6 protein-coding genes are annotated in these 7,005 nt (G+C 69.0%); 5 read left to right on the top strand and 1 reads right to left on the bottom strand.

Annotation, left to right across the window (positions count from 1 at the left end; all coding sequences use genetic code 11):
• Positions 1 to 620: 620 nt before the first annotated feature.
• The 5 genes from MEICH_RS0120270 to MEICH_RS0120250 all read left to right on the top strand — a co-directional run bounded on the left by MEICH_RS0120270 (position 621) and on the right by MEICH_RS0120250 (position 6,006).
• A complete protein-coding gene (locus tag MEICH_RS0120270) occupies positions 621 to 2,468 on the top strand; it encodes an arginine--tRNA ligase (RefSeq protein ID WP_036219775.1) in 1,848 nt (615 codons plus the stop codon).
• Positions 2,469 to 2,470: 2 nt separating this feature from the next.
• Entirely contained in the window at positions 2,471 to 3,538 is a 1,068-nt protein-coding gene (locus MEICH_RS0120265) for a S1C family serine protease (RefSeq protein ID WP_157202934.1), read from the top strand.
• Positions 3,539 to 3,792: 254 nt separating this feature from the next.
• A complete protein-coding gene (locus MEICH_RS0120260) occupies positions 3,793 to 4,413 on the top strand; it encodes a deoxynucleoside kinase (protein WP_027894112.1) in 621 nt (206 codons plus the stop codon).
• 47 nt (positions 4,414 to 4,460) lie between these two features.
• Positions 4,461 to 5,081, top strand: a complete 621-nt coding sequence (locus MEICH_RS0120255) for a deoxynucleoside kinase (protein WP_027894111.1) — start codon at positions 4,461 to 4,463, stop codon at positions 5,079 to 5,081.
• A gap of 208 nt (positions 5,082 to 5,289) precedes the next feature.
• Positions 5,290 to 6,006 (top strand): hypothetical protein, encoded by a 717-nt coding sequence (locus MEICH_RS0120250; RefSeq protein ID WP_157202933.1) that lies wholly within the window; start codon positions 5,290 to 5,292, stop codon positions 6,004 to 6,006.
• Here the strand turns inward: MEICH_RS0120250 and MEICH_RS0120245 are convergent.
• Complete coding sequence (locus MEICH_RS0120245; RefSeq protein WP_027894109.1) at positions 6,003 to 6,989, bottom strand: helix-turn-helix transcriptional regulator; 987 nt, start codon at positions 6,987 to 6,989, stop codon at positions 6,003 to 6,005. The genes MEICH_RS0120250 and MEICH_RS0120245 overlap by 4 nt on opposite strands.
• Between the last annotated feature and the right edge of the window lie 16 nt (positions 6,990 to 7,005).

The following is a 7,005-nucleotide window of genomic DNA, read 5'->3' as shown; positions in this document are numbered from 1 at the left end:
GATAGTCGATGGTCGATAGCCCATAGCTGATAGCCGATAGCTGAACGCCCTATTGGGATAAATCATCCACTGGGGTTGTGCCCGGCCTGTAAGCCAACTACAGCCCCACTTCCCCGTGGACGGGCGCTCGGTGGTCGCTGCCGTGCCCCAGTCGTGACTATGCGGCTCACGGGGGAGGGGGTGGGCGGGGTGGCGCAGACGGGCAGGCCGCCGGGTCAAGGTGCGGCCCGCACCCCCGCACACGCGGGCACTGAGGCCCGGCGGCACGTCCGCGAGGGGGTGGCCGTAGGCCCTACCGGCTCTGCCGGTAACCTGGAGTCCCTCGGAGGGTGCGAGGGGGAGCAGGTTTCCGGCGTATGCCGGGTCGCGTACCGCGATGCCCTCGCCACGTGGAATGGCCTCCCCCTCGCTCCCCTGACGGCGGAGCGGGGGTCGCCAAACCAAAGCACCACACCATCACCCGCTTTCCCGCCCACAGACAACGTCATCAGCCGATCAAAGCACTGTTCCAGCCGAAAATCCGGCGCCTTTCCCGCGAATACCCGCTCTTTCCCCAGTTCGGGCCCGATCTCAGCCTAGGTTCACAAAAACATGAGAGGGGTTGATAGCATAGAACCCTGATGTCGCCGAAGTCGCCTATCAAGGCCCAACTCCAACAAAGCGTCGCCCAGGCCCTAGATGCCCTGGGCGTTAGCGAAGCCCCCGAGATCGTCATCCAGGAAACCCCCAGCGGCAAGGAGGGCGATTACGGCACGCCCGTGGCCTTCAGCCTGGCTCGAGCGCTGCGCAAGGCCCCGGCCCAGATCGCCGCCGACATCGCCGAAAAGTTGCAGCAGCCCCCGTTCGTGCGGCGCGTGTTCGCGGTGGGCGGCTACCTCAACTTCGAGCTCGAGCCCGGCCACGTGGTGCACTCGGCGCTCGAGCCCGTGCGCCCCTTCCCCAAGCAGCCCGGCAAGGTGCTCGTCGAGCACACGGCGGTCAACCCGAACAAGGAACTGCACGTCGGGCACCTGCGCAACGTGTGCCTGGGCGACTCCGTAGCCCGCATCCTCGACTTCGCGGGCCGTGAGGTGGAGGTGCTCAACTACATCGACGACACCGGCCGCCAGGCCGCCGACTCGCTGTTCGCGCTGCGCCACTTCGGCCTGCAGTACGACGGCAGCCGGAAGTACGACCACTGGGTGGGCGAGGCCTACGTGCGGCTGCACAAGGAGCTCGCCGACGAGGCCAGGAAGGCCGAGCTCGAGCCCCAGATCGCCGAGGTGCTGCACCGGCTCGAGGAGGGCAAGCTGCGCGAGGAGGTGGACAAGATCCTGCGCAGCCAGCTCCAGACCATGCACCGGCTGGGCGCCCGCTACGACGTGCTGGTGTGGGAGTCGGACATCGTGCACGAGGGGCTTTTGAAGAAGGCGCTCGAGATCCTGGAGAAAAGCCCCTACGTCTTTAGGCCCGCCGAGGGCAAGTACGCCGGGGCGCTGGTGATCGACGCCTCGCAGATCATCCCGGGGCTCGAGGACCCCTACTTCGTGCTGGTGCGCTCCAACGGGGCCAGCACCTATTACGCCAAGGACATCGCCTTCCAGATGTGGAAGATGGGCCTGTTGCAGGGGCTGAAGTTCGACCCCTACCCCGGCGACTACCCCGCCTTCACGCCCGGCCGCCCGATGTACACCAGCACGCCCGCAGGGTCGGTGCCCGAGCACGTGGGGGCCACGGAGACCATCAACGTCATCGACGCCCGGCAGTCGCACCCGCAGATGATCGTGCGGGCCGGGCTCGAGGTGGCCGGGCGGCACGACCTGGCCGAGGGGGCCTATCACCTGGCCTACGAGACGGTGCTCCTGGAGGGCCAGCAGATGTCCGGGCGCAAGGGCATCACCGTGAGCGTGGACGAGGTGCTCGACGAGGCGGTGAGGCGGGCGCGGGCGGTGATCGCACAGAAGAACCCCGAGCACCCCGAGCCCGAGGCCGCCGCCGAGGCCATCGGGGTGGGGGCGGTGCGCTTCGCCATGATCAAGACCGAGGCCAAGAAGCAGATCGACTTCCGCTACGACCAGGCCCTGGCCTTCGAGGGCGACACCGGCCCCTACCTGCAGTACGCGCACGCGCGGGCCGCCTCCATCCTGCGCAAGGCCGAGGAACAGGGGCTCGCCGGCGAGGCCCCCGACTTCGGCCAGGTCACGCCCTACGAGCTCGAGCTCGCCAAGGCCCTGCTGCGCTTCGCCGAGACCGTCGCGGAAGCCGCCAAGAACAAGGCCCCCAACCTGCTCGCGCAGTACCTGCTCGACCTGGGCGCGGCCTGGAACGGCTACTACAACGCCAAGACCCCCGACGGCAAGTCGGCGACCGCGGTGCTCACGGCGCCACAGGGCCTGCGGGGGGTGCGGCTCGAGCTCGTGCGCAGCGTCAAGCGCACCCTGGCGCAGGGGTTGGGGCTGTTGGGACTCCAGGCCCCCGAAGTAATGTAGCTATGATGCGATCGGTCGTCGGACTGGCACTCATCCTGCTGCTGGCGCTGGCGCTGGCCCAGGCACCTCGGCTCACCACCCCCGAGGAGGTGGCCCGGAGCACCGTGATCCAGCGCTCCCTGCCCGCGGTGGTCAAGGTCGAGGGCATCCCGGAGGAGAGCTTCGGCCCCGGGGGCAGCGAGCCCGTGGGCGGCTCGGGCTTCTTCTACAGCCCCACCCGCATCGTCACCAACTACCACGTCGTGCAGGGCCTCAAAGACCTGCGGGTGATCCTCCACGACGGCCAGCCCTACCCCGCGCAGGTCTTCGCGGTGGACCGCGGCATCGACATCGCCATCCTCACCGTGCAGGGGGTGCGGGCCCCGGCCACGCTCAGCTTCGGCAGCTCGCAGAACCTGCCCATCGGCATGGGCGTGGTGGTCATCGGCAGCCCCTTCCTCCAGCGCCACGTCGTCACCTACGGCATTCTCTCCAAGGTGGGCCCGGTCGAGCTCGTGCAGGACGTGCCCCAGACCGACATCGGCACCGAGGTGGGTGAGGTGCTCTTCACCGACGCCCGCACCGAGGAGGGCAACTCCGGCGGGCCGATGATCAACCTCCAGGGCCAGGTGATCGGGGTGATGAGCATGGTGGTGGGCCCGCCCAGCGGGCTTGCCGGGCTCGGGCTCGCCATCCCCGGCGACCTCGTGCGGCAAAGCGTGCAGGACCTCGAGCGCTTCGGCCGCGTGCAGCGCGGCTGGCTGGGCGCCACCCTCGTCGACCTCACCGACCTCGACCCCATCCTGCTGCGCAGCGTGGGCCTCATCAGCAGCCAGGGCGCCATGATCGACCAGATCGAGCCCAGCTCCCCCGCCCGTAGCGCCGGCCTGCGCGGCGCAGGGCGCAACCCCAACGGCAAGCTCACCAGCCTCGGCGACGTGATCCTCGCCGTCAACGGCAAAGCCGTCAAGAACCGCGCCGAGGTCATCCAACAGATCGCCCGCTTCCGCGTAGGCGACAAGGTCCGCCTCACGCTGTGGCGCCAGGGGCGGCGCGTCGAGGTGACGCTGACGATGGTGGCAAGGTCGTGAGCGGTGAGCCGGCAGCGGTCAGCAAAAGGCTCGTAGCGTGTGGTCAACCCCGTCCTAACCTTCCCGGCCGGCAGGGAGGGTTTATCCCCCCCGGCCCCCCTTGTTAAGGGGGTGAAGAAAGGGGATTTGGCGTTGGGCTATGGGCTATCAGCTATCGGCTATGGGCTATCGACCACCGGCGTCCAGCTATCGGCCACCGCCCACCCCTGTCAAGTCTTGACCCTTCCCCCCAATCCGGGTAGCCTCACTCCGTCATGTACGTCGCTATCGAGGGGGTCATCGGGGTGGGCAAGACGACCCTCACCCGTCTATTGGCCGAGCGCCTGGGGGTGCAGCCGCTGCTCGAGGTCGTGGAGGAGAACCCCTTCCTCCCCGTCTTCTACGAGGACCCGGTGCGCTACGGCTTCAAGGTGCAGGTCTTCTTCCTGCTCTCGCGCTACAAGCAATTGCTGCCCCTGGCCCAGCCCGACCTGTTCAGCCGGGGCGTGGTGGCCGACTACCTCTTCGATAAGGACGCGATCTTCGCCGCCATGAACCTCTCGGGCGACGAGTGGGCGCTGTACTCCGACCTCTACAGCCACCTCTCCCCGCGCATCCCGGCCCCCGACCTCACCATCTACCTGCGGGCGCCGCTGGGCGTGATCCTGGAGCGCATCCGGCAGCGGGGCCGCAGCTTCGAGGCCAACATCGACCCGGGCTACCTCGAGCGCCTGGGCCAGGCCTACGACCACCACTTCGCCACCTACGCCAGCCCGCTGTGGGTCGTCGAGGCCGACCAGCTCGACTACGCCAACGACCCCGCCGACCAGGACTGGATCACCCAGGAGGTGCAGAAGCGCCTGGGGCTGGTCGCGGCGGAGCAAAGCCGCCACTGAGCCGCTGAGCGTTACGCGCACCGGGAATTGCCCGCTGGATCACGCCTATGTACGTCGCCATCGCCGGAAACATCGGGGCAGGAAAGTCCACGCTGACCACCCTGCTCGCCAACCGCTACGGGCTGCGCCCCGTCTACGAGGCCGTGGACGAGAACCCCTACCTGGCCGACTTCTACCAGGACATGGGGAGCTGGGCCTTCCACTCGCAGGTCTTCTTCCTCGCCAAGCGGCTCAAGCAGCACCTGGCCGAGATCAACGGCGCGACCTACGTGGTGCAGGACCGCACCGTCTTCGAGGACGCGCACATCTTCGCGCAGAACCTCTACCTCGAGGGCCACCTCTCCGAGCGCGACTGGCAGACCTACATGGCCCTCTACCACGGCATCGCCCCGGCTCTGCGCAAGCCCGACCTCCTGATCTACCTCGAGGCCGACCTCCCCACCCTCCAGGCCCACATCGCCCGCCGGGGCCGCGCCTACGAGCAGTCCATCCCCGCGAGCTACCTCGAGGCCCTCAACCGCCTCTACGCCGCCTGGATCGCCACCTACGACCTCTCCCCCGTCCTCGTCCTCCCCACCCAGCGCCTCAACTTCGCCGACGACCCCGCCGCCCAGCAGGAAGTCTTCACCCTGCTCGACAGCTACGGCCTGGCACTGCCGTTCATTTGAACGCTGGCTCGCGGCCAGTGGTTTGTCGAGAGTCAAGGGTCTAGGGCCGAGGGCCAAGGCGTCTCGCATCTCGCGTTGGGCGTTCGACGTTAGGCGTATTGCGTACGACGTACGACGTACGACGTACGACCTAAAACGTACGACCCGCACCCGGCATTCAGCGTACCCCCTTATGCTTTCTCACCCAATACCCATTAGGCTTTGAGGGATGAAAACGACACCTCTGAAGCTAGCGTTTACCGGCCTACTGCTCGTGCTCACCGCCTGCCCGGGTCCGGCGGCGGGCTTCACCGGCGAGAAGGGGGCTGTGCGGATGCAGAATTGGCCCGGCGGCACCGCTGCTGCCGTGAGCTTCGTCAACCTCAACAACCTCGAGGCCGTCGCCAACGTCGAGGTTTCGAACCGGGGCGAGTTCGATTACCGCCTGCCCACCCCCGACGCCTCCGACCTCGTCCCGGTCGGCGACCTGCTGTACAGCGGCTGCAGCGCCAACCCCGCCACGGCCAACCTGGCCCCGGTGACTGCCATCGGGCAGACGGAGGACAAGCAGTCCTTCTACCCCTTCGCCATCGACTTCCCCTTCGAAGCACCCAGCCTGCGCGAGGGGGACCGGCTCTTCAACTACCTCGACGGCTTCGACGTCGGCTGGTACTACAGCGACCGCGACGTGGAGATCACCTGCAGCGGCTCGAGCGACAAGCTCAAGTTCCGCAAGGGCTGGAACCTCTCGGTCGTCGAGATCACCGAGGTCCAGGACGGGACCATCACCGACGCGCGGCAGATCAGCCCCGACTCGCTCGACAGCAGCTTCGTCTTCTACCCCGAGTTCGGCGCCGCCCGCTCGCTGAGGCTCGAGGCCGAAGGCTTCACGGGCATCCTGAACCCGGAGTACCGGGCCCGGGCGGCGCGGCTGCTCGAGCGCTAGGCATCTTCCGAACCTGCGGAGCCGCCTTCCGGGCGGCTCCTTTTCGCGCGCCGGAGGGCTTTGACCAGCTCGATGGCGACCCTGCGCCGCAGCTCAGGGGGCTCGAGCACCTCCACCCGGTCGCCCAGGCTCAGCGCCCAGGCCACGGCGTCCTCCTCGACCTCGAAGCGGACGCGGGCCCGGAGCCAGCCCTCCCCGTCGGGCTCGGCGTGCTCGAGCCGGGCCCAGCGGCCCACGAGCCCGAAGCGCTCGAAGGCGTGCTGCTCGAGGCGGGCCAGCACGGGGTAGACCGGGAGGTTGGCCTGGAATTCGCTGCGGGCCTGGCGCCAGTAGCGCTCGAGGTCGAAGCCGGGCGGGCGGGTGAAGCGCTCGGGGAGCAGCTCGGCGTGGACGACGCGGGAGACCCGGTAGGTGCGCAGCTCGCCCGCGCGCCGCGCGACCAGATACCACGCCTGCCCCCGCACCACCAGCCCGAGCGCGTCCACCACCCGCTCCCCGGGCGGGCCGCCGCCGCTGGGGTAGTGCAGGCGCACCCGGCGGTCCTCCCACACCGCGGCCTGGAGCAGCGGGAGCCAGGGCACGGGCTCGTCGCGCCTCGAGCCGTCGACGAGCAGGCGCTGGCGGGCGTGCTCGGCCTCCCTGCGGCGCGGGGCGGGCAGGGCGGCCAGCAGCTTGAGCAGGGCGTTCTCGGCGGCGCGGCCCAGGCCGAGGTCGGCCAGCAGTTGCGGGGGCTTGAGCGCGAAGAGCGCCAGGACCTCGTCCTCGTTGAGCCCGGTGAGCTGGGTGCGGTACTCCTCGAGCAGCCGCCAACCCCCGGCCGGGCCCCGCTCGGCGTACACCGGCACCCCGGCGGCGGTGAGGGCCTCCATGTCGCGGTGGACGGTGCGCTCGGAGACCTCGAGCCGCCGTGCTAGCTCGCGGCTGGTGGCCCGCCCCTGCGTCTGCAGGATCAGGAGGATGGACAGCAGCCGGGCGGCCCGCATGAGCCCATTGTGCCCC

It is taken from the genome of Calidithermus chliarophilus DSM 9957, assembly GCF_000430045.1.
In the GTDB taxonomy this organism is placed as follows: domain Bacteria; phylum Deinococcota; class Deinococci; order Deinococcales; family Thermaceae; genus Calidithermus; species Calidithermus chliarophilus.
This window is presented reverse-complemented; position numbering and strand designations above follow the sequence as displayed.

What these genes read in the sequence shown, in the direction of transcription:
- MEICH_RS0120250 (WP_157202933.1), top strand. Translation starts at nt 5,290, where the DNA reads ATGAAAACGACACCTCTGAAGCTAGCGTTTACCGGCCTACTGCTCGTG.
- MEICH_RS0120245 (WP_027894109.1), bottom strand. Translation starts at nt 6,989, where the DNA reads ATGCGGGCCGCCCGGCTGCTGTCCATCCTCCTGATCCTGCAGACGCAG.
- MEICH_RS0120255 (WP_027894111.1), top strand. Translation starts at nt 4,461, where the DNA reads ATGTACGTCGCCATCGCCGGAAACATCGGGGCAGGAAAGTCCACGCTG.
- MEICH_RS0120265 (WP_157202934.1), top strand. Translation starts at nt 2,471, where the DNA reads ATGATGCGATCGGTCGTCGGACTGGCACTCATCCTGCTGCTGGCGCTG.
- MEICH_RS0120270 (WP_036219775.1), top strand. Translation starts at nt 621, where the DNA reads ATGTCGCCGAAGTCGCCTATCAAGGCCCAACTCCAACAAAGCGTCGCC.
- MEICH_RS0120260 (WP_027894112.1), top strand. Translation starts at nt 3,793, where the DNA reads ATGTACGTCGCTATCGAGGGGGTCATCGGGGTGGGCAAGACGACCCTC.